At 69.2% G+C, this 25,375-nt stretch carries 23 protein-coding genes and 1 tRNA gene; 15 read left to right on the plus strand and 9 right to left on the minus strand.

The window, feature by feature from the left end; translation table 11 throughout:
* The first annotated feature begins 9 nt into the window (after positions 1-9).
* From I7X18_RS08540 to I7X18_RS08580, 9 genes are all read left to right on the plus strand, one after another.
* Positions 10-1,875 carry a glycosyltransferase family 39 protein gene (locus tag I7X18_RS08540; protein ID WP_193048271.1) on the plus strand — a complete coding sequence of 622 codons (1,866 nt, stop codon included), beginning with the start codon at positions 10-12 and terminating at the stop codon, positions 1,873-1,875.
* Positions 1,876-1,929: 54 nt separating this feature from the next.
* The gene (locus tag I7X18_RS08545) at positions 1,930-3,204 is read left to right on the plus strand and encodes a bifunctional glycosyltransferase family 2/GtrA family protein (protein WP_193048272.1); all 1,275 of its coding nucleotides are present in this window, start codon (positions 1,930-1,932) and stop codon (positions 3,202-3,204) included.
* Positions 3,205-3,231: 27 nt separating this feature from the next.
* A complete protein-coding gene (locus I7X18_RS08550; RefSeq protein WP_193048273.1) occupies positions 3,232-5,139 on the plus strand; it encodes an ArnT family glycosyltransferase in 1,908 nt (635 codons plus the stop codon).
* Positions 5,140-5,322: 183 nt separating this feature from the next.
* Positions 5,323-6,252: a sulfate adenylyltransferase subunit CysD gene (cysD, locus tag I7X18_RS08555; RefSeq protein ID WP_193048274.1), complete on the plus strand. Its 930-nt coding sequence runs from the start codon at positions 5,323-5,325 to the stop codon at positions 6,250-6,252.
* A 31-nt stretch (positions 6,253-6,283) separates the two neighbouring features.
* Positions 6,284-8,140 (plus strand): sulfate adenylyltransferase subunit CysN, encoded by a 1,857-nt coding sequence (cysN, locus tag I7X18_RS08560; protein WP_404822851.1) that lies wholly within the window; start codon positions 6,284-6,286, stop codon positions 8,138-8,140.
* Positions 8,137-8,874 (plus strand): 3'(2'),5'-bisphosphate nucleotidase CysQ, encoded by a 738-nt coding sequence (locus I7X18_RS08565; RefSeq protein WP_193048276.1) that lies wholly within the window; start codon positions 8,137-8,139, stop codon positions 8,872-8,874. Before cysN ends, I7X18_RS08565 begins: the two co-directional genes overlap by 4 nt.
* 14 nt (positions 8,875-8,888) lie before the next feature.
* Complete coding sequence (locus I7X18_RS08570) at positions 8,889-9,488, plus strand: cysteine hydrolase family protein (protein WP_193048277.1); 600 nt, start codon at positions 8,889-8,891, stop codon at positions 9,486-9,488.
* 69 nt (positions 9,489-9,557) lie between these two features.
* Positions 9,558-10,046 carry an Rrf2 family transcriptional regulator gene (locus I7X18_RS08575; protein ID WP_193048278.1) on the plus strand — a complete coding sequence of 163 codons (489 nt, stop codon included), beginning with the start codon at positions 9,558-9,560 and terminating at the stop codon, positions 10,044-10,046.
* Positions 10,043-11,611 carry a threonine/serine exporter family protein gene (locus I7X18_RS08580; protein WP_193048279.1) on the plus strand — a complete coding sequence of 523 codons (1,569 nt, stop codon included), beginning with the start codon at positions 10,043-10,045 and terminating at the stop codon, positions 11,609-11,611. The genes I7X18_RS08575 and I7X18_RS08580 overlap by 4 nt, the downstream gene beginning before the upstream one ends.
* 25 nt (positions 11,612-11,636) lie before the next feature.
* Here the strand turns inward: I7X18_RS08580 and I7X18_RS29955 are convergent, their stop codons facing one another.
* The 7 genes from I7X18_RS29955 to I7X18_RS08615 form a co-directional block, all read right to left on the minus strand.
* A complete protein-coding gene (locus I7X18_RS29955) occupies positions 11,637-11,849 on the minus strand; it encodes a hypothetical protein (protein ID WP_193048280.1) in 213 nt (70 codons plus the stop codon).
* Positions 11,846-12,235, minus strand: a complete 390-nt coding sequence (locus tag I7X18_RS08590; protein ID WP_193048324.1) for a VOC family protein — start codon at positions 12,233-12,235, stop codon at positions 11,846-11,848. The genes I7X18_RS29955 and I7X18_RS08590 overlap by 4 nt, the downstream gene beginning before the upstream one ends.
* Positions 12,236-12,308: 73 nt before the next feature.
* Positions 12,309-13,799 carry an HNH endonuclease signature motif containing protein gene (locus I7X18_RS08595; protein ID WP_193048281.1) on the minus strand — a complete coding sequence of 497 codons (1,491 nt, stop codon included), beginning with the start codon at positions 13,797-13,799 and terminating at the stop codon, positions 12,309-12,311.
* A gap of 86 nt (positions 13,800-13,885) precedes the next feature.
* On the minus strand, positions 13,886-14,134 hold the full coding sequence (locus I7X18_RS08600; protein ID WP_193048282.1) for a hypothetical protein: 249 nt from the start codon (positions 14,132-14,134) through the stop codon (positions 13,886-13,888).
* A 148-nt stretch (positions 14,135-14,282) separates the two neighbouring features.
* Positions 14,283-15,176 carry a DUF4097 family beta strand repeat-containing protein gene (locus tag I7X18_RS08605; protein ID WP_193048283.1) on the minus strand — a complete coding sequence of 298 codons (894 nt, stop codon included), beginning with the start codon at positions 15,174-15,176 and terminating at the stop codon, positions 14,283-14,285.
* A 20-nt stretch (positions 15,177-15,196) separates the two neighbouring features.
* Positions 15,197-15,841, minus strand: coding sequence for a response regulator transcription factor (locus tag I7X18_RS08610; protein WP_193048284.1), 645 nt, complete (start codon positions 15,839-15,841; stop codon positions 15,197-15,199).
* Complete coding sequence (locus tag I7X18_RS08615) at positions 15,829-17,136, minus strand: sensor histidine kinase (protein ID WP_193048285.1); 1,308 nt, start codon at positions 17,134-17,136, stop codon at positions 15,829-15,831. Before I7X18_RS08615 ends, I7X18_RS08610 begins: the two co-directional genes overlap by 13 nt.
* A gap of 103 nt (positions 17,137-17,239) precedes the next feature.
* Between I7X18_RS08615 and I7X18_RS08620 the strand changes: the two genes are divergently transcribed.
* Together I7X18_RS08620 and I7X18_RS08625 are read left to right on the plus strand one after the other, a co-directional pair.
* Positions 17,240-18,127, plus strand: a complete 888-nt coding sequence (locus tag I7X18_RS08620; protein WP_193048325.1) for an LLM class flavin-dependent oxidoreductase — start codon at positions 17,240-17,242, stop codon at positions 18,125-18,127.
* Positions 18,124-18,795: a DUF899 domain-containing protein gene (locus tag I7X18_RS08625; RefSeq protein WP_193048286.1), complete on the plus strand. Its 672-nt coding sequence runs from the start codon at positions 18,124-18,126 to the stop codon at positions 18,793-18,795. The genes I7X18_RS08620 and I7X18_RS08625 overlap by 4 nt, the downstream gene beginning before the upstream one ends.
* Before the next feature lie 74 nt (positions 18,796-18,869).
* Here the strand turns inward: I7X18_RS08625 and I7X18_RS08630 are convergent, their stop codons facing one another.
* Together I7X18_RS08630 and I7X18_RS08635 are read right to left on the minus strand one after the other, a co-directional pair.
* A complete protein-coding gene (locus I7X18_RS08630) occupies positions 18,870-19,358 on the minus strand; it encodes a hypothetical protein (protein WP_193048287.1) in 489 nt (162 codons plus the stop codon).
* Between the two features lie 366 nt (positions 19,359-19,724).
* Positions 19,725-19,797 (minus strand) — tRNA-Arg (locus I7X18_RS08635).
* Between the two features lie 103 nt (positions 19,798-19,900).
* Between I7X18_RS08635 and argS the strand changes: the two genes are divergently transcribed.
* From argS to thrC, 4 genes are read left to right on the plus strand one after another with little or no spacing between them, the layout of a single operon-like run.
* The gene (argS, locus tag I7X18_RS08640) at positions 19,901-21,553 is read left to right on the plus strand and encodes an arginine--tRNA ligase (RefSeq protein ID WP_193048288.1); all 1,653 of its coding nucleotides are present in this window, start codon (positions 19,901-19,903) and stop codon (positions 21,551-21,553) included.
* Positions 21,550-22,977, plus strand: a complete 1,428-nt coding sequence (gene lysA, locus I7X18_RS08645; protein WP_193048289.1) for a diaminopimelate decarboxylase — start codon at positions 21,550-21,552, stop codon at positions 22,975-22,977. Before argS ends, lysA begins: the two co-directional genes overlap by 4 nt.
* Positions 22,970-24,292: a homoserine dehydrogenase gene (locus I7X18_RS08650; protein ID WP_193048290.1), complete on the plus strand. Its 1,323-nt coding sequence runs from the start codon at positions 22,970-22,972 to the stop codon at positions 24,290-24,292. Before lysA ends, I7X18_RS08650 begins: the two co-directional genes overlap by 8 nt.
* Positions 24,289-25,371, plus strand: a complete 1,083-nt coding sequence (gene thrC / locus I7X18_RS08655) for a threonine synthase (RefSeq protein WP_193048291.1) — start codon at positions 24,289-24,291, stop codon at positions 25,369-25,371. Before I7X18_RS08650 ends, thrC begins: the two co-directional genes overlap by 4 nt.
* Positions 25,372-25,375 lie beyond the last annotated feature (4 nt).

Below are 25,375 nucleotides of genomic sequence, written 5' to 3' on the forward strand. Positions count from 1 at the left end.
GCCGCCACCATGGGTTTGGTGACCCTGGCCCTTCCTGCCGAGCAGACGCAAAACTGCCCGAAAAACCCGCAAAAAGGGCACTTTCGCGTCTGCTCGCCGAGGGCGGCGCTCGGGGTGTTACTCGCCGCGACCGCGGTGCTCTACCTGTGGAACCTGTCGGCCAGCGGGTGGGCCAACGCGTTCTACTCCGCCGCCGCGCAGGCCGGGGCGCAGAACTGGACGGCCATGCTCTTCGGCTCCAGCGACGCCTCGAATGCGATCACCGTCGACAAGACCCCGGCCGCCCTGTGGGTGATGGACCTCTCGGTGCGGCTGTTCGGGCTGAACTCCTGGAGCATCCTGGCGCCGCAGGCCCTGATGGGGGTGGCTGCCGTCGCGGTGCTGTACGCCGCGGTGCGGCGCGTGACCGGGCCGGGCGCCGCGCTGCTGGCCGGGGCCGTCCTCGCGCTGACGCCGGTGGCGGCGCTGATGTTCCGGTTCAACAACCCCGATGCGCTGCTGGTGTTGCTGCTGGTGGTCGGCGGCTACTGCGTCACACGGGCCTGTGAACGCGACGCCGGCCGCTGGTGGCTGGTCGCAGCCGGGGTGGCCGTCGGGTTCGGGTTCCTGGCCAAGATGTTGCAGGCATTCCTGGTGCTGCCCGGATTCGCCCTCGCGTATCTGGTCGCCGGGAGCCGTCCGGTCGGCCGCCGCGTTCTCGCTCTGGTCGGCGCAGCGGCGGCGATGGTGGCGGCAGGCGGCTGGTATCTGCTGCTGGCCGAGGTGTGGCCGGCCGGCAACCGCCCCTACATCGGCGGCTCGCAGAACAACAGCGTCATCGAACTCGCCCTGGGGTACAACGGATTCGGCCGGCTCACCGGCAACGAGCCGGGCGGACTGGGCAACCTCAACCACGATGTCGGGGCGGGCCGCCTGTTCGGCTTCGGGATGGGCCTCGACATCGCCTGGCTGTTGCCCGCTGCGCTGATCTGCCTCGGCGCCGGGTTGCTGCTCACCCGTCGGGCGCCGCGCACCGACGCCACCCGCGCCGCCCTGCTCAACTGGGGTGGCTGGCTGGTCGTAACGGCCGTGGTGTTCAGCTTCGCCAACGGCATCGTGCACTCGTACTACACGGTGGCGCTGGCGCCGGCGATCGCCGCGGTGATCGGCATCGGTGCACACCTGCTGTGGGAGAACCGCTTTCGCCCACCGTGCGCCGTAGCCCTGGCCGGTGTGGTCCTGATCACCGTGGTGCTCGCCGCGGTGCTGCTGTCGCGCAACGTCGACTGGCTGCCGTGGCTGCGGGCCGCCGTCGCGGTCGGGGGAGTGGGGGCGGCCGCCTTGCTGGTCGTGGTGGGCCGGCTGCCCGACGGCGTCGCCCGTGCGGTGGCCGCGGTGGCCGTCGCCGCGTGCCTTGCCGCGCCCGCGGCCTATTCCGTCGCCACTGCGGCGGCCCCGCACACCGGCGCCATCCCGTCGGTCGGCCCGGACCGCGGGGGTTTCGGGGGGCCTCCCGGATTGTTGACCTCGCCGGAGCCTGGCCCGGAGCTCACCGCTACGCTGGCCCGCGATGCCGATCAGTACCGCTGGACCGCCTCGGTGGTCGGGTCGAACAATGCGGCGGGATACCAATTGGCAAGCAACGCACCAGTGTTGGCGCTGGGCGGGTTCAACGGCACCGACCCGTCGCCCACCTTGGAGCAGTTCCAGCGCTACGTCGCCGACGGTGACGTGCACTACTTCATCGGCGGCCGGTCGACCCTCGGTTTCGGCGACCGCACCCCCCAGAGCGGCAGCCGGGCGGCCGCGGACATCGCGGAGTGGGTGCAGGCGCATTACGAACGCCTGCTGGTCGACGGTGTCGTCGTCTACGACCTCAGCGAGGCCGCGGCGTGACTCACAGCCAGCACATAGCTTCACCCCATCGAGGGCACACCCGGTGCCGAGACCATGGTGGACATGACAGACATCGCCGTGGAACTCGACGCTGACCGTGCGGGCCGGGGCTCCTTCGCGTCCCGTCCCGACGTCGTGGAGGCGGCCCGCGCCGCGGGCGTGCCGGTGCTCGACGTCGTCGTCCCCGTCTACAACGAGCAGGCCGTACTCGCTGATTCGGTGCGCCGCCTGCACCGCCACCTGCGCGACCACTTCCCGTTCCCGGCGCGCATCACCATCGCCGACAACGCCAGCGCGGACGCCACCCCGCAGATCGCCGCGCAACTCGCCGCCGAACTGCCCGATGTGCGGTTCGTGCGGCTGGAGGAGAAGGGCCGCGGCCGCGCCCTGCATGCGGTGTGGTCCGAATCCGATGCTCCGGTGCTGGCGTACATGGACGTCGACCTGTCCACCGATCTGGCCGCCCTCGCACCGCTGGTCGCCTCGCTGATCTCGGGACACTCCGACCTCGCGATCGGCACCCGGCTGAGCCGCGGCGCCCGGGTCGTGCGGGGCGCCAAGCGTGAGTTCATCTCGCGGTGCTACAACCTGATCCTGAAATCGACGCTGTCCGCACGGTTCTCCGACGCGCAGTGCGGGTTCAAGGCCATCCGCGCCGACGTGGCCCGTCAGCTGCTGCCGTATGTCTCCGACACCGGGTGGTTCTTCGACACCGAACTGCTGGTGCTCGCCGAGCGCAGCGGGCTGCGCATCCACGAAGTGCCCGTGGACTGGGTGGACGACTCCGACAGCCGCGTCGACATCGTCTCGACGGCCACCGCCGACCTCCGGGGAATCGGCCGGCTGCTGCGTGGTTTCGCCAACGGGTCGATCCCGGTGCAGCTGCTGGCCGCGCAGTTCGCCCCGCCGCGCCCACCGGCCGCCTCGCGATCCCTGCTGCGGCACGCGGTGCGGTTCGGGGCGGTGGGTGTGGTTTCCACGCTGGCCTACCTGGTGCTCTTCGTGCTGACCCGCGACTGGCTGGGAGCCCAGGCCGCGAACCTGATCGCACTGGGTGTGACGGCGATCGGCAACACGGCGGCCAACCGGCGCTTCACCTTCGGTGTGACCGGACGTCAAGGGGTCGGGCGCCATCACCTCGAAGGCCTCATCGTGTTCGCCATCGCGCTGGGCATCACCAGCGGATCGCTGGCCCTGTTGCACTCCATCGCCGCAGAACCGCACCGGTTCGTCGAGCTGGGCGTCCTGGTGGCCGCCAACCTCGCCGCGACCGTCATGCGATTCGTGCTGCTGCGCGGATGGGTGTTCCACCCGCGGCGCACCCGCTGATTTCCCTCTGACTGCATAGGATTCGACATGACCGTGGCCGCCGACGCGCCCCACTCCGCGGCGCCCGCCGCGGCCGAGTCCCGTGCGCGCTGGGAACGTCCCGCGCTGCTGGCTCTGCTCGCCGCCACCGCCGTGCTCTACCTGTGGGGGCTGGGTGCCTCGGGCTGGGCCAACGAGTACTACGCCGCCGCCGTGCAGGCAGGAACGCAGAACTGGACGGCGTGGCTGTTCGGTTCGCTGGACCCCGGAAACTCCATCACCGTCGACAAACCACCGGCGTCGCTGTGGCTGATGGTGTTGTCGGCCAGGCTGTTCGGGTTCAGCGCGTTCACGATGCTGCTGCCGCAGGCGCTGATGGGCGTCGCCGCGGTCGGGGTGTTGTTCGCCGCGGTGCGACGGGTCAGCGGTCCGGCGGCAGGTCTGATCGCCGGCGCGGTGCTGGCCGCGACCCCGGTGGCCGCGCTGATGTTCCGCTTCAACAACCCCGACGCGCTGCTGGTCCTGCTGCTCATCGTCGCTGCCTACGCCATGGTGCGGGCGATCGAGACCGCGGGCACCCGATGGATGGTCCTCGTGGGTTGCGCACTGGGCTTCGCGTTCCTCACCAAGATGCTGCAGGCGTTCCTGGTGATGCCCGGTCTGGCGGTGGCGTTCCTGATCGCCGCGCCGGTGGGGCTGTGGCAGCGGGTCGGCAAACTGGCCGTCGGCGCGGCCACGGTGGTGGTCTCCGCCGGGTGGTACCTGGTGCTGGTCGAAGTGTGGCCCGCGTCGTCACGTCCGTACATCGGTGGGTCGACGGACAACAGCCTGCTGCAACTCGCGCTGGGCTACAACGGGATCCAGCGCATCGCCGGCGGTGGTGGGCCGGGCGGGGGACCGGGTGGTGGTCCTCCCGGCGGTGGTCCTCCCGGCGGTGGCCCCGGTGGCGGCCCGGGAGGTGGCGCGCACCTGTTCTTCGGCGGTGAGCCCGGTATCGGTCGGCTCTTCGGGGACTCGATGGGCGTCGAGGCGTCCTGGTTGCTTCCCGCCGCGCTCATCGGCCTGGCCGCCGGCATCTGGTTCACCCGGCGGGCCGCACGCACCGACTCCGTGCGCGCGAGCCTGTTGCTGTGGGGCGGCTGGCTGGTGGTGACCGGCGCCGTCTTCAGCTTCATGGACGGCATCATCCACCCCTATTACACCGTGGCGCTGGCCCCGGCCGTGGCGGCGCTGGTCGGTATCGCGGCCGCGGAATCGTGGCGTGGCAGAAGGTTTGTGGTGCCCCGGGTCACGCTGGCCGCGATGATGGCGGCGACCGGCGTGTGGGCGTTCGTCCTGCTCGTTCGCACTCCCGAGTGGCTGCCGTGGTTGCGCTGGGTGGTGCTGGTGCTCGCCGTGGCGGTCGCAGCGGTGATGGCCGTCGGTGCGCACCGCCTGGGACGGGCGGCGGTCGCTGCCGTGATCGCCGCCGCGCTGGCCGGCCTCGCGGCGCCCACGGCCTTCGCGGTCTACAACGTGGTGCACCCGGCCAGCGGTCCCGGCACCATGTCGGGTCCGGCCCGTGGCGACGGCTTCGGTGGGATGCCGCCCGGCGGACCGGGTCTCGGTATGGACGACGCCGCGTTGCAGGAGCTCGTCCGCGGTGCCGACACCCGTTGGGCCGCAGCCAGTGTCGGTTCGATGGGTGCGTCGGGTCTGCAACTGCAGAGCGGGGCGTCGATCATGGCGATCGGGGGCTTCAGCGGATCGGACGACTCACCGACACTCGCGCAGTTCCAGCAGTACGTCGCCGACCACGACGTGCGGTACTTCATCGGCAGGGACCGGGGCGGCCCCGGCGGACCCCCCGGGTTCGAGCGCGACGGCACCGCAGCCGAGATCACCGCATGGGTCAAGGCGAACTTCGCGCCGATGCAGGTGGGCGGGACGACCGTCTACGACCTGCAATCCGGCTGACCCATGTCGTGACGGCGTCGACTGTGACGTCAGGGCGGTGATCCGGCCGCGACGCCGCCCTGAGTACACACTCGGCGCCGTCAGCACACACTCGACAGTTCCTTGACACCGGCCTCGCCCAGCCGGTAATTTCCGGTCATCTGCGTAAATCTGGCAAGTTCAACCAACTTAACGAGGAATGCGATGACAGCCGCTCAGGTAACCGCACCCGAGCCGGGCCAGTACGAGCTGAGCCATCTGCGCCTGCTCGAGGCCGAGGCGATCCACATCATCCGCGAGGTCGCCGCCGAGTTCGAGCGGCCGGTGCTGCTGTTCTCCGGCGGCAAGGACTCGATCGTCATGCTGCACCTGGCGATCAAGGCCTTCGCGCCGGCACGCCTGCCGTTCCCGGTGATGCACGTCGACACCGGCCACAACTTCGACGAGGTCACCGAGACCCGCGACCGCCTGGTCGGCGAGAACGGTGTGCGCCTGGTCGTCGCCTCGGTGCAGGAGGACATCGACGCCGGCCGGGTCGTCGACAACGGGCCGTCGCGCAACCCCCTGCAGACCGTCACACTGCTGCGCGCGATCCGCGAGAACAAGTTCGACGCGGCCTTCGGCGGCGCGCGCCGCGACGAGGAGAAGGCCCGCGCCAAGGAGCGGGTGTTCAGCTTCCGCGATGAGTTCGGCCAGTGGGATCCGAAGGCGCAGCGCCCCGAGCTGTGGAACATCTACAACGGCCGCCACCGCAAGGGTGAGCACATTCGGGTGTTCCCGCTGTCGAACTGGACCGAATACGACATCTGGGCCTACATCGGCGCCGAGGGCATCACATTGCCCGCGATCTACTACGCGCACACCCGCCCGGTGTTCAAGCGTGACGGGATGCTGCTCGCCGTCCATCCGTACATGGCGCCCCGCGACGACGAACCCGTCTTCGAGACCAGCGTGCGATTCCGCACGGTCGGCGACGTCACGTGCACCGGCTGCGTCGAATCGACCGCGTCCTCGGTGGAGGACATCATCGCCGAGACCGCGTTGTCCCGGCTGACCGAACGCGGCGCCACCCGCGCCGACGACCGCATCTCCGAGGCCGGGATGGAAGACCGCAAGCGAGAAGGCTACTTCTGATGGGGCGAGCGAAGCGACGGGGGATTGGACGATGAGCACGATGACGCTCCTGAGGATCGCCACCGCGGGATCCGTGGACGACGGCAAGTCGACGCTGATCGGCCGCCTGCTCTACGACTCCAAGGCCGTCATGGAGGACCAGCTCGAGGCCGTCGAACGCACCTCCAAGGAACGCGGCAACGACTACACCGACCTCGCCCTGGTCACCGACGGTCTGCGTTCGGAGCGTGAGCAGGGCATCACGATCGACGTCGCCTACCGCTATTTCGCCACGGCCAAGCGGAAATTCATCATCGCCGACACGCCGGGTCACATCCAGTACACCCGCAACATGGTCACCGGCACGTCGACCGCGCAGCTGGCGATCGTGCTCGTCGACGCGCGCCACGGGCTGCTCGAACAATCCCGCCGGCATGCGTTCCTGGCCTCGCTGCTCGGCGTGCAGCACATCGTGCTCGCCGTCAACAAGATGGACCTGATCGACTGGGATCAGGAGAAGTTCAACGACATCCGCGACGAGTTCCACGCGTTCGCCGCACGCCTCGACATCCACGACGTCACCACGATCCCGATGTCGGCGCTGCTGGGCGACAACGTCGTGACGAAGTCGGACAAGGCCCCGTGGTACGAGGGACCCGCGCTGCTGAGCCACCTCGAAGAGGTCTACATCGCGGGCGACCGCAATCTGACCGACGTCCGTTTCCCCGTGCAGTACGTGATCCGCCCGCAGACCCGCGACCACGCCGACCACCGCAGCTATGCCGGCACCGTGGCCAGCGGTGTGATGCGCGTGGGCGACGAGATCGTCGTGCTGCCCAGCGGAAAGTCCAGCAGCATCACCGCGATCGACTCGCCGACCGGCCCGGTCGTCGAGGCGTTCCCGCCGATGGCGGTGTCAGTCAGCCTCGCCGACGACATCGACGTCTCCCGCGGCGACGTGATCGCCCGCGTCAACAACCAGCCGCACGTGTCGAACGAGTTCGACGCCACGATCTGCTGGATGGCCGACACTGAAGCGCTCGAACCCGGCCGCGAATACCTGATCAAGAACACCACGCGGGTCACCCGCGCGCGCGTCGCGGCACTGGACTACCGCCTCGACGTCAATACGCTGCACCGCGACAAGTCGGCCACCGCGCTCAAGCTCAACGAACTCGGCCGCGTCACGCTGCGCACCCAGCAGCCACTGCTGCTCGACGAGTACTCCCGCAACGCCGCGACGGGGTCCTTCATCCTGATCGACCCCGACACCAACGGCACCGTCGCCGCGGGCATGGTCCGCGACACCACGCCGGTGGCCTCGCGCTCGGCCACCCCGAACACCGTCCGGCACCAGTCGCTGGTCAGTGCGGAGGACCGGCTCTCGAAGGGCCGCACCGTGTGGTTCACCGGCCTTTCGGGTTCGGGGAAGTCCTCGGTGGCGATGCAGGTGGAGCAGAAGCTACTCGAACGCGGTTGTCCGGCGTACGTTCTCGACGGCGACAACCTGCGCCACGGCCTCAACGCCGACCTCGGCTTCTCGATGGCCGACCGGGCCGAGAACCTGCGGCGGCTCGCCCACATCGCGACGCTGATGGCCGATTCGGGCCTGACGGTGCTGGTTCCGGCGATCAGCCCGCTGATCGAGCACCGGGAGCTGGCCCGCGCGGTCCACGTCGACCAGGGTTACGACTTCTTCGAGGTGTTCTGCGATACGCCGCTGTCCGACTGTGAGAGGCGCGATCCGAAGGGGCTGTACGCGAAGGCGCGCGCCGGGGAGATCACCCACTTCACCGGCATCGACAGCCCCTATCAGCGGCCGAAGAACCCGGACCTGCGGTTGACCCCGGACCGCGGCGTCGACGAACTGGCCCAACAGGTCGTCGACATGCTGGACGCCGGCCGGTGAACGACCACGAACTGGCTGCGCGGCTGGCCACCCGGGCGGGTGACCTGCTGCTCGACGTGCGCGCGGAATTCGCCGACGCCTCGGTCCACGAACGGAAAGCCGCCGGGGACAAGCGGTCTCACGATTTCCTGATGGCCGAGCTCGCCGAGCAGCGACCCGGTGACGCGGTCCTCTCGGAGGAAGGTCCTGAAGAAGAAGCCGATCCGGTGCGGCTGCGTTCGCAGCGCGTGTGGATCGTCGACCCGCTCGACGGCACCCGGGAGTTCTCCGAACTCGGCCGTGACGACTGGGCTGTCCACGTGGCTCTCTGGGAATCCGGCGAGCTGGTGGCCGGTGCCGTCGCGCTGCCCGCGCAGAACACCACGCTGGCCACACCCGATGTCGCCACCCCGAGGGCGTTCGACGGGCCCCCGCGCATCGTGGTGTCGCGTACCCGGCCGCCGGCCATCGCGCTGGCGGTCCGCGACGCCCTCGGTGGAACGCTGGTCGAAATGGGTTCGGCCGGAGCGAAAGTCGCGTCGATCATGCAGGGTCTGTCGGATGTCTACGTGCACGCCGGTGGACAGTACGAGTGGGATTCGGCCGCGCCGGTCGCCGTCGCCCGCGCCGCCGGACTGCACACCTCGCGGATCGACGGCTCACCGCTGATCTACAACAGAGAAGACCCCAAGCTGCCCGACCTGGTGGTGTGCCGGCCGGAACTGGCGGAGGCGGTGCTGGCCGTCACGCGCTGAGTAGGCTCGGTGTCGTGGTGAATCCAACCCTGCGCGTGCTGGCCGACCTGCCTCAGCAGCCCGTCAACCTGTCCCAGTCGACCCTGGTGCTCATCGACTGCCAGAACACCTACACCCGCGGTGTGATGGAACTCGAAGGTGTCGAGGCCGCGCTGGAGGACGCCGCGGCGCTGCTCGACCGGGCGCGCACGGCCGGCATCCCGGTCATCCACATCCAGCACTCGGACGGGCCGGATTCGCTCTACGACATCGAGGGCGAGAGCGGGGCGATCGTGCCGATCGTCGCACCGCGGGAGGGTGAGCCCGTCATCGTCAAGCAGTTCCCGAACTCGTTCGTGCAGACCGAGCTCGACGAACGCCTCAAAGCGGTCGGCGCGTCGAATCTGGTGCTGGTCGGCTTCATGACACACATGTGCGTGAACTCCACGGCGCGGGGTGCGTTCAACCTCGGCTATGCGCCGACGGTCGTCGCATCGGCGACCGCAACCCGCGCGCTGCCGGGCCTCGGTAGCGATGACACGGTGCCCGCCGCGGCCATGCAGGCGGCCAGCCTCGCCGGAATGGCGGACCTGTTCGCGGTGGTGGTGCCCAGCTCGCAGGACATCCCCGACTAGATCTGATTGCCGGACCTCATCGCGGCTCCTCCGTCGCCGCGTGATCGTCGCCCGACTAGCCTGGCCACCATGCGGATGTCGGCCAAGGCGGAGTATGCCGTCCGGGCCATGGTGCAACTGGCCACGGCCGACGACGGTGTGCTGGTCAAAACCGACGACCTGGCGAAAGCGCAGGGCATCCCGGCGCAGTTCCTCGTCGACATCCTCTCCGAATTGCGCACCGACCGGCTGGTGCGCAGCCAGCGCGGCCGCGACGGCGGATACGAGCTCGCCCGGCCCGCCGCCGACATCAGCATCGCCGACGTGTTGCGCTGTATCGACGGGCCGCTGGCCAGCGTGCGCGACATCGGACTGGGCGACCTGCCCTACTCAGGGCCGACCGCCGCGCTGACCGACGTGTGGCGGGCGTTGCGCGCCAGCATGCGCTCGGTGCTCGAGCAGACCAGCCTGGCCGACGTGGCGGCCGGCGCGCTGCCCGAACATGTGGCGTCCATGGCCGATGACTACCTCGACCAGGAGCACAAGCGCGGGCACCGCAACCGCGTGGAGTCGAATTGAAATCCGAGCGGCCAGACGGAACGGCTCGCCGCCGACGCGCCTTGAACCTCGCCGTGCCGGGGCGGCGCGACCCGGCGTCGGGCGCCGGGCAGCGCAGGCCGGTGTCGGGTCAGATGAGCGACCGGCACACCCGCAAGGTCCTCGACCTCACCGCCCGCCTGGCCGAGGTGATGCTGTCGTCCGGGTCGGGCACCGCGGACGTCGTCGCGACCGCCCAGGACGTGGCGCAGGCATACCAGCTCACCGATTGCGTCGTCGACGTCTTCGTCACCACCATCTTCGTGTCGGCGCTCCCGGCCGCCGACAGCCCACCGGTCACGATCGTGCGGGCCGTGCATGCGCGCTCGACCGACTACTCGCGCCTCGCCGAACTCGATCTGCTGGTGCGGCGGATCACCTCCGGCGGTGTCTCGGTCGACGAAGCCCACGAAGCGATGGATGTGTTGACCGAGCAGCCCCATCCTTACCCCCGCTGGGTCGCGACGGCGGGGTGGGCCGGCTTCGCCTTCGGTATCGCGATGCTGCTCGGCGGAAGCTGGCAGACCTGGATCCTGGCCGCCGTGTCGTCGGCGTTGATCGATCGCGTCGGCCGGGTGCTCAACCGGATCGGCACCCCGTTCTTCTTCCAGCAGGCGGCGGGTGCCTTCATCGCGACGATGATCGCCGTCGGGGCCTACCTGTTCGCCGGCCAGGAGCCGACGGCGCTGGTCGCGACCGGGATCGTGATGCTGCTGGCGGGGCTGACGTTCGTCGGATCTGTGCAGGATGCGCTGACCGGCTACATGGTCACCGCGGTGGCGCGACTCGGCGATGTCCTGTTCCTCACCGCGGGCATCGTCGTCGGCATCCTCGCCGCGCTGCAGGTCGCGGCCTTGGCGGGCGTCCACATCGCACTGCACGTCGACGCCACGGAGTCGTTCGTGATGCCGACGCAACCGGTGTCGGCCCTGCTTGCGGTGTCGGGCGCCGCACTGGCCGGGGCATGTCTGACGATCGCCAGCTACGCGCGTCTGCGCTCGGTGGTCACCGCGGGTGGCGCGGCGGCGCTTGCCGAACTGGTGCTGATCGGCCTGGGCTCGGCGGGGTTCGGTGGGGTGGTCGCCACCGGTAGCGCGGCGGTCGGTGTCGGTCTGGTCGCCACCCTCATCTCGATTCGCCGGCAGGCGCCGGCGCTGGTGACCGCGACCGCAGGGATCACACCGATGCTGCCGGGGCTGGCCGTCTTCCGCGCGGTGTTCTACTTCGCCGTCGACGGTGACATCGCGGCCGGATTGGCCCAAGCGCTGGCCGCGGCGGCCACCGCGCTCGCGATCGGCGCCGGCGTGGTGATGGGTGAACTACTCGGCTCCCCGCTGCGCTACCGCGCCGGGCGCATCGGCGATTTCCTGCGTGTCGAAGGCCCGCCCGGACTGCGCCGGGCGATCGGCAACGTGGTGGCGCTGCGGCCGTCCGGCAAACAGCAACAGCCGCACACCCCGCACCGGCGGTCGTGGAGTGTTGCGCTCGAACCGGAGTCCCGCGATTCGGCCGACGGTGACGGCGGCGAACCGCAGGGCCCCAGCTAGTTCCCGAAGCCGACGGCGCTGCGGATCAGCGGCAGGGTGGCCATGGTGGCGAACCCGGTTCGGCCGCGATCTCCTGATCCTGTTGTGCGGGAATGGCTTCCACATCCGTGTGGTTCTTCGTCTCGGAGTAGACCTTGACGCCGACGAGCTCCAGGTCGGGGCGGTGGTCGAGGATCGTCGCGAGGATCTCAGTCCCGACGGCGCCGGTGCCCCACTGGACAACGCGCAGCCGCGTCAAGCGCCCGCACCGTACGGGCGGGTGATGATCTCGAGCCGGTGTCCGGACGGGTCCGGGAAGTAGACGCCACGGCCGCCGTCGTGGTGGTTGATCTCGCCGTCTTGGTGGCCGTGCGGATCCGCCCAGTGGCTCAGGCCGCGCTCGCGAATACGGGCGTAGATGGCGTCGAACTCGTCCTCGGACACCAGGAATGCGTAGTGCTGGGCCTGGACCGTCACGTCCGGCCCCGACTGCATGAAGTCCAGGCTGACGCCGTGGTTGAGTTCCACGGCGAGGAACGGGCCGAATTGGCGGGCGGCGGGCAGACCGAACAGCTCGGTGAAGAAATCGGCCGACTGTTGTCGGTCGCTCGCGGCGACGATCGTGTGGTTGAACGTGATGGCCATGGCCACCTCAGTCAAGCAGGCCGCCTTCGACGGCGGCAAGGATCAACCATGCCGCCGACATCAGAGTTCCGGATCAGAACGGCGGCGGTTCTTCGTTGGCGTCGGGAGTCGGGGCGGGCTGGAAGTACGGATGGACCCGTCGGCGGCGGGCTTCGCGCGCGTCGCGGTTGTGCGCGCGTTCGGCGGCGATGGCGGCGGCCCGGTTCTGGTCGCGGGTCCGCCGGCGCTGAGGAACGCGGGCCAGCCGGTTGCCTTGGGATGCGTTCATGCCCGCGCGGCGCACCGCAGGCGCGGTGGGCGCGCACAGCACGGGAAACAGCAGCGCCGAACCCGGGCTGGTGACGTAGGTCGGCCCGGCCGGGCTGGTCCAGATTACGGTGCCGTCGGGTAGCTGTTGGTCGCGCCAGCCACCAAAAGTCTTGAGCAAGTGATGAAGACGGCACAGGGACTTCAGGTTGGACGCCTGCGTCGGCCCTCCGGCGGCGAACGGAATCGTATGGTCGAGGTCGGTGCGGTCCGCGGGGCGATCGCAGCCGGGAAACCGGCACGTCAGGTCCCGGCAGCGGACGAACTCGGCCAGCGCGGTGCTGGGCGTGTAGCCCCGCTCAGGTCCGGAATCGCCCGGATGGACGACCGGCCGGTGCTTGGCCGATGGCGCCAACTCCGCGATCAGCTCGGGCGGCAACCACCCGTCGGCTCCGATCAGCGAGCCGTCGCCCGGGTCGCGGGTGTCGGTGACGAGATGAATGACGACCGGGGCGGCGGTCAGCCCGCCGGCCGGGCAGTCGGGCGTACCGCACCGGCACGCCATCCGGTCGTCGCCGGCGGTAAGGGCGTCGATCGCGTCGGCGCGCCGCTGTTTCGCCGTGCGTGGGTCCGCATTGCAGACGGTCGCGGCCAGCGCATTGAGGCGTTGGTCGAGGGCGCGCGCGGTGGTGGTGAACACGGTGCCGCCGATGTCGGTCATCCCGTCGAGGCGATCGGTCATCCAGACTTCGCGCTTCTCGGCCGAGTTCTTGCGGCGGCGCACCGCATCGGGATCGAGTCTGGCGATGACCCGGTCGACATAGGCGGCCGTTTTGCCCCGCGTCATCGTCTTCAACCGCGATGCCGCGGCGGCCAACTGCCCGTCGATGCGCATCAGGATGTCCGGGTCGGTGATCAGCCCGGTCCGATAGACCAAGGTCTCGACCAGATCTTTATTGATGTCTCCGGCGGCGAATACGGCGGCCACCTGCGACAGCCGCTCGCGCAGCGCGCGGGCCAGCCGGACCTGATCGCAGGCGTACTCGTGGCTGATGTTCAACGCCGCGGCCACCTCGGCAGCTACCGCATCGGTGGTGTCGGCGGCCCAGCCCTCGGTTTCACTGCACTGCGACCGCCGCAGCGCGAACAGCGCGCCGACCAACTCCAGCCGGGCCGCGGCGTCGCGGTTCTCCCGCCGTGCCGCCGCCGCGATGCGCTCCACCAGGCCCGCGGATTCAGCCGTCTGGAGTGGGTTACGCCGCGCGAACGCATCCGCCAAACCGAGGTCTAGCTGCGGGGACGCTTCGTACTCGAACATGCTTTCGATCATAGCGAGGGGGTGTGACACGCCAGAAGCGAAAAAGGGGCCACCCGGATTCCGGGTGGCCCCACGTGGGTCGGGCGTCAGCGGACCGTGACGTAGACGACGCGGTCGTCGTTGTCGTAGCGCACCGCGACGATGCTGGACTGGTCGAGCGGCTTGACCATGCCCTGATGGTTCACCCGCACGGCGTAGCCGCGGTCGTCGAGCTGCTCGACGGTGTTCTGGGCGTTGCCCGGCCCGGCCGGTGCGGCCTGGGCGGGGGCGGCCAAGCCGAGGATGGCGGTGGCGGCGGCGCCGGCGAACAGGGTGGTGGCTGCGAACTTCGTCATTTCTCTCACTTCTCTCTGGTGGGTGTTCGAGCCGTGGCGGTCGTCGCGGTTCGGACGCTTCCTGTGTTTCCTGACTGCTCAAACCCGCACGTCAGGCCGATCATTTCCGCTGGCAGCGATTGACCCGCGGATGGCAGCATCGATGCGTTCAGCGACCCCAGCCGTCGTCGCTCTCCTCGATCACGACGCTTCCGGTGTCGGTGCGCGCGGTGATCTCACTTGTCGCCTCGGCGGGGTCGGAGGTCTCCGCCACCCGGACCTGCGTCGCGTCGCCGGACTGCGCGCGCACGAGATAGGGACCACGGTCGGGGAGTCCGAGGACGATGTCGCCCGTGCGGCTGATCGCCTCGACGGTGCGCGGGGCCGCGTCGCGGAAGTCGACGATGATCTCACCCTCGGATGTGGTGGCCGCGAAACGTTCACGCACCGAGATCGGATCACGCGCGGTCACCTCGCCGTCGACGGTCTGCACCTCCACGCGGCGGGCCGACCCGCTGAGCACGATCGCCCCGTGGGTGGTGCGGGCGGTCAGTTGGTCGAGGTCGGCTTGGGCGTGCACCACGCCGGTCTCCTGCTGGGTGCGCACGCTGAGACGGCGCGCCTGTTCGGGCGGGAGTGTCACGGTGATCTCCCCGCCGCGCGCCCATCCGAACGTCGGCGACGGCCGGCCCTCGAGGACGATGCGGGTCTCCGGCCCGGCAGTGGTGACCGCGAGCCGGTGATCGCCACTACTCGCGGTGTTCACCAGGCGCAGGTTCGCGCGGCCCTCGCTCGCGTCTGGATCACTGGTGATCCGCACCGCCACCGGGATGTCGGCGGTGTCGATCACCAACGACCGCATGGCCGTCGGCAGCGCGTGGCTGTCGCTGAGCACGCGCACGGTGCTCAACCCCCACGCCGTGACGGCCAGCGCAGCAACGCTACCGACGACGAGGACGGCTGCGGCGGCGATGAGGGCGCTCCGCAGTGCGGTCCGCCTGCCGGGGGACAGCTCGGGCGGGGGGCCAATCGGAGCTGGGGGTGGGGGGACGATGGTCGTCATCGGTAAATCCTTCCGCGCGTTCATGATTCGAGGAACCGCAGGACGGCCAGTACGCGGCGGTTCTCGGTCTCGTCGGGGGCCAGGTTGAGTTTCGTGAATATCGAGGCGATGTGTTTCTCGGCTGATCCGACCGAGATGTGCATTCCCCGCGCGATCGCCGAGTTCGTCTTGCCCTCCGCCATCAGTTGCAGCACTTCGTGTTCACGGGGGGTCAACTGTTCGAGCGCCGCCCGCCGGTGTGAACGCACCAGGATCTGGGAGACCACCTCGGGGTCGAGGACCGTACCGCCGGTGCCGACGACCTCGACGGCGTCGAGAAAGGCGGGGACGTCGGCCACCCGGTCTTTCAGGAGGTAACCGAATCCTCTTGTGTCCGAGGCGATCAACTCGGCGGCGTAGCGCTGCTCGACGTAGTGCGACAGCACGAGCACCGGCGACTCCGGGTTCTGGCTGCGCAGCAGCGCGGCGGCGCGGATGCCCTCGTCGGTGAAGGTCGGCGGCATCCGCACGTCGAGGATCGCCAGATCCGGTCGGGTCTCATTGACGAGCCGTAGCAGGTTGGTGGCGTCGGGAACTCCGGCAACCACCTGGTGGCCGGCGTCGGCGAGGATGCGTTCGATTCCGGCGCGCAGCAGCGCGGAATCCTCGGCGATCACGATGCGCATGGCAGCACCGCCGTGACGATGGTGGGTCCGGTCGCCGGGCTGGACACCGAGAACGTGCCGCGTGCCGCGCGCACCCGTTCCTCGAGGCCACGGAGCCCGGTGGCGTTGTCGTCGTCGGTGATCGCCGCACCACCGCGACCATCGTCGAAGACGGACACGTACAGGGAGTTCGACGGTTCGTCGAACCGGACGGTGACCACGGCCTGACTGGCGCCGGCGTGCTTTGCGACGTTGGTCAGGGCCTCGGCGACGACGAAGTAGGCGACGGATTCGACCTCGTCGGGCAGTCGACGGGGCAGGTGCAGGTTCAATGTCGTGGGCACCCCGGAGTTCTCGGCCCGCTGCACGACCGCCGATAACGCCGCGTCGAGCCCGCGGTCGGCGAGGATCGTCGGCGCGATACCCCGCACCACGTTGCGCAAATCGACCAGGGCGTTCTTCGCCTCGTCGTGCGCCTCGCCGATCAACTGCTTGGCGGCGGGCAGATCGGTGTCGAGTTTCGTCTGCGCCAGGCCGATGGCCATGGCCAGCGATACCAGCCGCGGTTGGACGCTGTCGTGCAGATCCCGCTCGATGCGGTGCCGTTCGGTCTGCGCCGACGACACCGCACCGGCTCGAGCGTCGCTCAGCGCACTCACCTGATACTTCAGTGCCGCGGTGGGCGACGGGGTGAGCAGCCAGCGGTCGATGGTCGCGTCGAGGGCCGGGGCGAAGATCAGGATGGCGACCGAGGCCACCACGGCGACGACGGCCAGCGGCCAGGCCAGGGCCGGCGGGAGGAACGCCAGACCGGCGGCGCCGCCGCTGCGGTCGATCGCCAGCGCGGCGGCGGGCGCCAGGAATCCGAACGCCAGCAGCGCGAACGCCAGCGCGGTGGCCAGGATGTCGTAGACCATGCGCAGGTAGTGGTGGGCGAGAACTTTCCAGAACCGGGCGCTGCTGACATCGAGCCACAGCTGGTGCAGCCACCCCTGGAACCCGGGGTACTCGGATAGGCGCCGGAACGGCCGACCGATGCGCATCCCGAAGACCGCTTCGCTGCGTACCCGCTCGACCCGGTCGATCCCGCGGACGAGATACGCGAAAACTACTGCCGCCAACGCGAATCCGATGACCGACGGGATCGAGGACAATCCTAGTACGAGGAGGCCCAACGGAATCCAGAACCACACCACGCCGATGGCGGCGCCGGTGAGCATGGATGCGGTTGAGACGACGCCGATGGCGCGGGGTCGTGACGTGGTGTCACTGACCGCGACGGACGCGGGCGGGGGGCTGGCGGTGACTGCGACCATGTGTCCAACCTATGGAGTGCGCGTCCGTTGCGACACGGCGTTTTCCGGAGAGCTGGGCGGGGGATAACCCCCCGGGTGCCAGAATCGCGGTGTGCGAATCGGAATGACCCTGCCGGTGATGGAACCCGATCTCGACTCGGGGATGTTGCGGACGTGGGTCCGGGTGATCGACGACGGGCCGTTCTCCGCGCTGTGCTGGGGTGAGCGGATCGCCTTCGACAACCCCGACAGCCTGACGTTGCTCGGTGCGGTGGCCGCGTGGACCGAGCGCGTCCGGTTGGTGACGACAGTGATCGTCCCGCAGTTGCACGACCCGGTGATGCTCGCCAAGGCCCTCGCGACCGGCGACCTCATCAGCGACGGACGGTTGACGGTGGGTATCGGCGTCGGCGGTCGGCACGAGGATTACGCGGCTGTCGGCGCCGACCCGGCCACGCAGACCATGCGGGAAATGGCCCGGAGGGTCGCGCTGATGAAGCGGGTGTGGGCGGGGGAGAAGCTGACCGACTCGGTGCTTCCGGTGGGGCCGGCGCCGGTTCAGCCCGGTGGCCCACCGTTGCTCGTCGGCACCATCGGACCCAAGACCGTGCGCAGCGCGGCGTCCTGGGCCCACGGTATGGCCGGCACGACTCTCGACCTCGACACCGCCAAGCAGAACGAGTTGTTCGACATCGCCAGGACTGCGTGGGCAGAGGCCGGTAAACCCGCGCCGCACCTGGCCACGTCATTCTGGTTCGCCATCGGCGAGCGTGACGCGGCGCGCGCCCAGGTGCACAGCCACCTGCGCCGCTACATGAACTGGATTCCCGGCGAGTACGTCGACGCGATGGCGCCGGCCACAGGGTTCGCGGGCACCGAGGACGATCTGCTCGCACGTCTCGAGGAGTTCGAGGGAATCGGCACCGACGAGGTGCACCTCATCCCGACCAGTTCCGACCTCGGACAGCTGACCCGAGTCGCCGATGCCGTGAAGGAGTTGGTGCGACCATGACAGCCGACAACCTCCCTCAGGTCGTCTCGCGCCGGGAGTGGGAAGACGCCCGTGCGCAATTGTTGGTCCGCGAGAAGGAGCTGATGCGGCTGAAGGACTCGGTCAGCGCGGCGCGTCGCCGGCTGCCCATGGTCGAGGTGACCGAGCCCTACGTGTTCGACACGGAGAGCGGTCCGGTGAGCCTGGCAGAGCTGTTCGACGGGCGGCGCCAGCTGATCGTCCAGCACTTCATGTTCGGCAGCGACTGGCAGCAGGGGTGTGAGGGCTGTTCGATGATGGCCGACCATCTCGGCCCGCTGTCGCACCTGCACGCCAAGGACACGTCGTTGGTGCTCGTGTCCCGCGCACCGGTCGGGACGCTGCTCGCCTTCCGCGACCGGATGGGCTGGGATCTGCCGTGGGTGTCTTCCGGTGCGTCGACGTTCAACGAGGACTTCCACGTCACCGTCGACGGCGAGGAGCGCCACGGCATCAGCGTCTTCCTGCGCGACGGCGAGCGCGTGTTCCACACCTGGTCGACGTACCAGCGCGGAGAGGAACCGTTCATGCTCGTCTTCGACCTGCTCGATCTCACCCCGTACGGCCGCCAGGAGACCTGGGAGGACTCGCCGGCCGGCTGGCCACAGCGACCGCCCTATGAGTGGATGCGCCTGCACGACGCGTACTGAGCGGCCTGGTGTGCAGAACGAGAGTGGCCGCCTCGCTGATGCGAGGCGGCCACTGTCATCTGGTCAGATGCCGATCAGAAACCGATCTTCGGCAGCTTGAACGGGTTGTTCGGCGGGCCGAGGTTCAGCGGGTTGTTCGGCGGGCCGAGCTGCGGTGCCGGAAGGTTCACGCTCGGCAGACCGACGGCGGGCAGTCCGATTCCCGGAACGTTCACCGCCGGCGGGTTGATATGGAACGGCACGCTGAGACCGATGTCCGGGACCACGTCGGGCAGACCGACCGAGACCGGGACGCTGCCGTTCGCCTCGACCGGCGACGGCAGGTTGGCGACGTTCTTGGCGACCTCGCGAGACCACGACTCGGGAATCTGGATCGGCGCCTTGTTCGCGGTGTTCTTCTTCTCCGCAGGCTGCTCTTCCGGTGCCCGCTCACACGTGGCCGGATCGGCGCATTCTGGTCCGGCGACAGGCTCTGCGGCAGCGACTCCCGCGCCCATGAACCACGCCGGAAGGCCGACGACACCGATGATCGATGCCCCTGCCAGTACTCGTTTGATATCCACAATCAACCCCTCGGATAGGAAATCCCTTAGAGCGTATCGCTTCCGAGCAAATCGCGCGAAGGCTTACCTGCCTTTGCAGACGCATACTCCACGATGTCGTTAGATCTGCGAAGCAACTTCCGCAGCTGCGCAGATGCCGAACGCGACGAGGCTGGTCGCGTTGGCAAATTCCCTCAGAGGGTGAAACGGGATGGTGAACCGCAAAACGCTCGTACAGCGAGTCGGACAGCGAACCCGGGGGGTTGCGTGGGCCACCACACGGCCACGGCCGGCGAATGCGCGGCGGGAGGTGTGACGAAATTTTTCGAGATATGTCTGGCCGCCTGAGCCGGCAATCCAGCGGGATGGCCCTGATCTGAGGAGGAGTGCCCCCGGCAGGATTCGAACCTGCGGCCTTCTGCTCCGGAGGCAGACGCTCTATCCCCTGAGCTACGGGGGCGCGTTCTTCACGAACGGCGCCATTGGGCGTGGACAGCGTAACGCATGTGGCGGGGCGTAATGGATTCGGGCACTGACCACCCCAGACCATAGGATGGACCCCCGTGACACCCGCCGACCTCGCCGACTTGCTCAGGACCACCGCTGCTGCTGTGTTGACCGAGCATGACCTCGACACCGCTGCGTTGCCTGCGACTGTCACGGTGGAGCGGCCCCGCAATCCCGAACACGGTGACTATGCCACCAACCTGGCGCTTCAGCTCGGTAAGAAGGTCGGCGCGAACCCCCGCGAGCTGGCCGGATGGCTCGCCGAGGCGCTGACGGGCACCGCGGACATCGCCGCCGCCGAGGTCGCCGGACCCGGCTTCGTCAACCTGCGCATCGAGGCGTCGGCGCAGAACGTCATCGTCGGCACCATCATCTCCAGCGGTGAGCGCTACGGGCACTCCGCCGGGCTGGCCGACCGCAACATCAACCTCGAGTTCGTCTCCGCCAACCCGACCGGGCCCATCCACATCGGTGGCACCCGGTGGGCGGCCGTCGGTGACGCGCTGGGCCGGCTGCTGGCCACTCAGGGCGCCGCGGTGGTGCGCGAGTACTACTTCAACGACCACGGCTCGCAGATCGACCGGTTCGTCAACTCGCTGATCGCGGCGGCGAAGGGGCAGCCCGCCCCCGAGGACGGCTACGCCGGCAGCTACATCGGCGACATCGCCGCGCAGGTGCTCGCCAAGGATCCCGGCGCGCTCGAGCTGCCCGACGACCAGATGCGCGAGGCGTTCCGGGCGATCGGCGTCGACCTGATGTTCGCCCACATCAAGACCTCCCTGCACGAGTTCGGCACCGACTTCGACGTCTTCACCCACGAGGATTCGATGCACACCAGCGGACGGGTAGAGGAGGCGATCGCCCGCCTGCGGGAGAACGGCGCGATCTACGAGAAGGACGGCGCCACCTGGCTGCGCACCACCGACTTCGGTGACGACAAGGACCGCGTCGTCATCAAGAGCGACGGCAACCCGGCCTATATCGCCGGGGACCTGGCCTACTTCCTCGACAAACGCCAGCGCGGCTTCAACCTGTGCATCTACATGCTCGGCGCGGACCACCACGGCTACATCGCGCGCCTGAAGGCCGCCGCCGCCGCACTGGGTGACGATCCGGACACCGTCGAGGTGCTGATCGGTCAGATGGTCAACCTGGTGCGCGACGGCCAACCGGTGCGGATGAGCAAGCGCGCCGGCACCGTCATCACCCTCGACGACCTCGTCGAGGCGATCGGCGTCGATGCGTCGCGCTACTCGCTGATCCGCTCGTCGGTGGACACCCCGATCGACATCGACCTGGCGCTGTGGTCCTCGGCGTCGGCCGAGAACCCCGTCTACTACGTGCAGTACGCCCACGCGCGACTCTCGGCGCTGGCCCGCAATGCGGCCGACCTCGGCCTGACCGCCGACACCGCCCACCTCGACCTGCTCACCCACGACAAAGAGGGCACGCTGATCCGCAACCTCGGTGAGTTCTCGCGGGTGCTGGAATCGGCTGCGGCCCTGCGTGAGCCGCACCGGGTGTGCCGCTACCTCGAGGACCTCGCCGGTGACTACCACCGGTTCTACGACTCCTGCCGGGTGCTGCCCCAAGGCGATGAAACGCCTGGGAGCCTTCATCAGGCCCGGCTGGCACTGTGTCAGGCCACCCGCCAGGTGATCGCCAATGGTCTGGCGATCCTCGGCGTGAGCGCACCGGATCGGATGTGAACGCCCACCCCGCCGGGCCCCGGCACGCCGAAGAGGCTCACCACGGCAGCGCTCCGCCGCGTCCGGACTCCGCCGACGAGGTGCTGCAGATCGCAGCGAACGTGTGGCCGCGCAACGCCGTTCGCGGCGCCGACGGCGTGGTGTCGATCGCCGGGGTCCCGGTCACCGACATCGCCGCCGAATTCGGCACCCCGGTCTTCGTCATCGACGAGGACGACTTCCGCCACCGCTGCCGCGAGATCTCCGCGGCGTTCGGCGGCGGCGAGTACGTGCGGTACGCAGCGAAGGCCTTCCTGTGCACCGAGATCGCGCGTTGGATCGACGAAGAGGGGTTGGCCCTCGACGTCGCCAGCGGCGGAGAGCTCGCCGTCGCCCTGCACGCCGGATTCCCCGCCGAGCGGATCGCCCTGCACGGCAACAACAAATCGCTCGACGAACTGACGTTGGCGGTGAAATCCGGCGTGGGTCACGTGGTGGTCGACTCGATGATCGAGATCGAGCGCCTCGACGAGATCGCCGCGGCGGCCGGCGTGGTCCAGGACGTGCTGGTGCGGGTGACCGTGGGCGTGGAAGCTCATACACACGAGTTCATCTCCACCGCCCACGAGGATCAGAAGTTCGGGCTCTCGCTGGCCAGCGGCGCCGCGATGACGGCCGTACGGCGGGTCTTCGAGACCGATCACCTGCGCCTGGTGGGTCTGCACAGCCACATCGGCTCGCAGATCTTCGACGTGGCCGGGTTCGAATTGGCCGCCCACCGCGTGATCGGCCTGCTGCGCGACGTCGTCGCCGAGTTCGGGGTGGACAAGACCGCGCAGATGTCCACCGTCGACCTGGGCGGTGGCCTGGGCATCTCCTATCTGCCGCAGGATGATCCGCCGCCGATCGCCGACCTCGCGGCCAAGCTGACCAACATCGTCCGTGAGGAATCCGCCGCCGTCGGCCTGCCCACCCCGAAACTCGTGGTCGAGCCGGGCCGGGCGATCGCCGGACCCGGGACGATCACTCTCTACGAGGTCGGCACGGTCAAGGACGTGGCCGTTGCCTCCGACAGGCACCGCCGCTACGTCAGCATCGACGGCGGCATGAGCGACAACATCCGCACCTCGCTCTACGGCGCCGAGTACGACGTCCGGCTGATCTCCCGGGTCAGCGACGCCGCCCCGGTCATGGGCCGCGTCGTCGGGAAGCACTGCGAGAGCGGCGACATCGTCGTGCGCGACACCTGGATCTCCGACGACGTCGCGCCGGGCGACCTCCTCGGGGTGGCCGCGACCGGTGCCTACTGCTATTCGATGTCGAGCCGTTACAACCTGATCGGCCGTCCGGCGGTGGTGGCGGTGCGCGACGGGCACGCGCGCCTGATCCTTCGCCGCGAAACGGTCGACGATCTGTTGAGTCTGGAAGTGAGTGTCAATGAGTAACGAAAAGCCCGTAGGTGTCGCCGTTCTGGGCCTCGGCAACGTGGGCAGCGAAGTGGTCCGCATCATCGAACAGAGTGCCGCCGACCTCGCCGCACGCGTCGGCGCCCCGCTGGTGCTGCGCGGAGTGGGCGTGCGCCGGGTGGCCGACGACCGCGGGGTGCCCGCCGATCTGCTCACCGACAACATCGAAGAGCTGGTGTCGCGCGAGGACGTCGACATCGTCGTCGAGGTGATGGGCCCGGTCGAACCGGCTCGCAAGGCGATCCTGTCCGCGCTCGAGCAGGGCAAGTCCGTGGTGACCGCGAACAAGGCGCTGATGGCGCAGTCGACCGGTGAACTGGCCCAGGCCGCCGAGGCCGCGCACGTGGACCTGTACTTCGAGGCCGCGGTGGCCGGCGCCATTCCGGTGATCCGCCCGCTGACCCAGTCGCTGGCCGGCGACAGTGTGCTGCGGGTGGCCGGAATCGTCAACGGCACAACGAACTACATCCTGTCGGCGATGGACGACACCGGCGCCGACTACGACAGTGCCCTGGCCGATGCCAGCGCGCTCGGATACGCCGAGGCGGATCCGACCGCCGACGTGGAGGGATACGACGCCGCGGCCAAGGCTGCCATCCTGGCGTCCATCGCGTTCCACACCCGGGTGACCGCCGACGACGTCTACCGCGAGGGCATCACCGGGGTGAGCGCCGCGGACTTCGAATCCGCCCGCGCGCTGGGATGCACCATCAAACTGCTGGCGATCTGTGAGCGCCTGACCGGCGACGACGGCCAGGAGCGGGTGTCGGCGCGGGTCTACCCGGCGCTGGTTCCGCTGACCCACCCCCTGGCGGCGGTCAACGGTGCGTTCAACGCCGTGGTGGTCGAGGCGGAGGCGGCCGGCCGGTTGATGTTCTACGGCCAGGGTGCCGGCGGTGCGCCGACCGCGTCGGCGGTGATGGGGGATCTGGTGATGGCCGCTCGGAACCGGGTGCAGGGCGGTCGGGGTCCGCGGGAGTCGAAGTACGCCAAGCTGCCGGTCTCGCCGATCGGGTTCATCCCCACGCGGTACTACGTCAACATGAACGTCACCGACCGTCCTGGTGTGTTGTCCTCGGTCGCAGCCGAATTCGCCAAGCGTGAGGTCAGCATCGCCGAGGTGCGTCAGGAGGGCGTCTCCGACGAGGTCGGGAAGCCCTGCGGTGCGCGCATCGTCGTCGTCACCCACCGCGCGACCGATGCCGCACTCTCCAAAACGGTGTCGGCGCTGGCCGATCTCGACGTCGTGCAGAGCGTCAACAGCGTGCTGCGCATGGAAGGAACAAGCGAATGAGCACGCCAGTCAATGCGGTGCACCGGCCGTGGCCGGGACTGATCGAGGCCTACCGCGATCGGTTGCCCGTCGGCGACAACTGGACGCCGGTCACGCTGCTCGAAGGCGGCACACCCCTGGTGTACGCGAAGCGGTTGAGCGAATTCACCGGCTGCACAGTGCATCTCAAGGTCGAGGGGCTCAACCCGACCGGTTCGTTCAAGGACCGCGGTATGACGGTGGCGGTCACCGAGTCCGCTGCCAGCGGTAAACAGGCGGTGCTGTGCGCGTCCACCGGCAACACCTCGGCCTCGGCTGCGGCGTACGCGGCGCGGGCCGGCCTCACCTGTGCGGTGCTCATCCCGCAGGGCAAGATCGCGATGGGCAAGCTCGCCCAGGCCGTCATGCACGGCGCCAAGATCATCCAGATCGACGGCAACTTCGACGACTGTCTGGAACTCGCCCGCAAGTTGACCGCCGACTTCCCGACCGTCGCGCTGGTGAACTCGGTCAACCCGTACCGCATCGAGGGACAGAAGACCGCCGCGTTCGAGATCGTCGACGCCCTCGGCACCGCTCCGGACGTGCACGCCCTGCCGGTCGGTAACGCCGGCAACATCACCGCGTACTGGAAGGGCTACACCGAGTACCACCGCGACGGCCTGTCCGACCGGTTGCCCCGCATGTTGGGCACGCAGGCGGCGGGCGCCGCACCGCTGGTCACCGGTGAACCCGTGAAGAATCCGGAGACGATCGCCACCGCGATCCGCATCGGCGCCCCTGCGTCGTGGACGTCGGCGGTGGAGGCCCAGCAGCAGTCCGGCGGCCGCTTCCTGGCTGCCACCGACGAGGAAATCCTGGCGGCGTACCACCTGGTGGCGCGCACCGAAGGGGTCTTCGTCGAACCGGCGTCGGCGGCCAGCATCGCCGGCCTGCTCAAGTCCGTCGAGGACGGCTGGGTGGCCAAGGGGTCGACCGTGGTGTGCACGGTGACCGGCAACGGACTCAAGGATCCGGACACCGCGCTGAAGGGAATGCCCACCGTCACGCCGCTGACCGTGGACCCGGTGGCGGTCGCGGCCGAACTCGGTCTGGTCTGAACGG

Source organism: Mycolicibacterium baixiangningiae, assembly GCF_016313185.1.
Classification (GTDB): Bacteria; Actinomycetota; Actinomycetes; order Mycobacteriales; family Mycobacteriaceae; genus Mycobacterium; species Mycobacterium baixiangningiae.

What these genes read in the sequence shown, in the direction of transcription:
- cysN (WP_404822851.1), top strand. Translation starts at nt 6,284, where the DNA reads ATGAGCACGATGACGCTCCTGAGGATCGCCACCGCGGGATCCGTGGAC.
- I7X18_RS08590 (WP_193048324.1), bottom strand. Translation starts at nt 12,235, where the DNA reads ATGGCCATCACGTTCAACCACACGATCGTCGCCGCGAGCGACCGACAA.
- cysD (WP_193048274.1), top strand. Translation starts at nt 5,323, where the DNA reads ATGACAGCCGCTCAGGTAACCGCACCCGAGCCGGGCCAGTACGAGCTG.
- I7X18_RS08610 (WP_193048284.1), bottom strand. Translation starts at nt 15,841, where the DNA reads ATGCGCATCGTGATCGCCGAGGATTCCGCGCTGCTGCGCGCCGGAATC.
- I7X18_RS08545 (WP_193048272.1), top strand. Translation starts at nt 1,930, where the DNA reads ATGGTGGACATGACAGACATCGCCGTGGAACTCGACGCTGACCGTGCG.
- I7X18_RS08575 (WP_193048278.1), top strand. Translation starts at nt 9,558, where the DNA reads ATGCGGATGTCGGCCAAGGCGGAGTATGCCGTCCGGGCCATGGTGCAA.
- I7X18_RS08615 (WP_193048285.1), bottom strand. Translation starts at nt 17,136, where the DNA reads ATGGTCGCAGTCACCGCCAGCCCCCCGCCCGCGTCCGTCGCGGTCAGT.
- I7X18_RS08605 (WP_193048283.1), bottom strand. Translation starts at nt 15,176, where the DNA reads ATGACGACCATCGTCCCCCCACCCCCAGCTCCGATTGGCCCCCCGCCC.
- I7X18_RS08650 (WP_193048290.1), top strand. Translation starts at nt 22,970, where the DNA reads ATGAGTAACGAAAAGCCCGTAGGTGTCGCCGTTCTGGGCCTCGGCAAC.
- thrC (WP_193048291.1), top strand. Translation starts at nt 24,289, where the DNA reads ATGAGCACGCCAGTCAATGCGGTGCACCGGCCGTGGCCGGGACTGATC.
- I7X18_RS08620 (WP_193048325.1), top strand. Translation starts at nt 17,240, where the DNA reads ATGACCCTGCCGGTGATGGAACCCGATCTCGACTCGGGGATGTTGCGG.
- I7X18_RS08625 (WP_193048286.1), top strand. Translation starts at nt 18,124, where the DNA reads ATGACAGCCGACAACCTCCCTCAGGTCGTCTCGCGCCGGGAGTGGGAA.
- I7X18_RS08540 (WP_193048271.1), top strand. Translation starts at nt 10, where the DNA reads ATGGGTTTGGTGACCCTGGCCCTTCCTGCCGAGCAGACGCAAAACTGC.
- I7X18_RS08595 (WP_193048281.1), bottom strand. Translation starts at nt 13,799, where the DNA reads ATGTTCGAGTACGAAGCGTCCCCGCAGCTAGACCTCGGTTTGGCGGAT.
- I7X18_RS08600 (WP_193048282.1), bottom strand. Translation starts at nt 14,134, where the DNA reads ATGACGAAGTTCGCAGCCACCACCCTGTTCGCCGGCGCCGCCGCCACC.
- I7X18_RS08550 (WP_193048273.1), top strand. Translation starts at nt 3,232, where the DNA reads ATGACCGTGGCCGCCGACGCGCCCCACTCCGCGGCGCCCGCCGCGGCC.